General features: G+C 32.7%; 1 pseudogene. It reads left to right on the top strand.

Annotated features, from left to right (window positions below):
* Positions 1-75 (top strand): annotated as a pseudogene (locus BFS05_RS06675) (ribulose-phosphate 3-epimerase); the annotation flags it as partial.
* Positions 76-211: the final 136 nt, after the last annotated feature.

The following is a 211-nucleotide window of genomic DNA, read 5'->3' as shown; positions in this document are numbered from 1 at the left end:
GTTTATGGAGCTGAAAATCCATCAGCTGCTATTGATTCTATTCGTAATATTGCGCAAGAGGCTTGGCGAGCATAAAACTTTTATTGGGGCATTTTTAGAATAATGCCCCAATATTTTATATATGCAAAATAGAATACAATTGGTAAGTCTTTTAAATTGTTTTTAAGGAAATAGGTATGGTTAAGTTCATTTCTAATCAGGAGTACAGTCC

The organism is Gardnerella coleohominis (genome assembly GCF_002896555.1).
In the GTDB taxonomy this organism is placed as follows: domain Bacteria; phylum Actinomycetota; class Actinomycetes; order Actinomycetales; family Bifidobacteriaceae; genus Bifidobacterium; species Bifidobacterium vaginale_F.
Note: the sequence above shows the minus strand (reverse complement) of the source record. Positions and strands in the feature narration are given on the sequence as shown.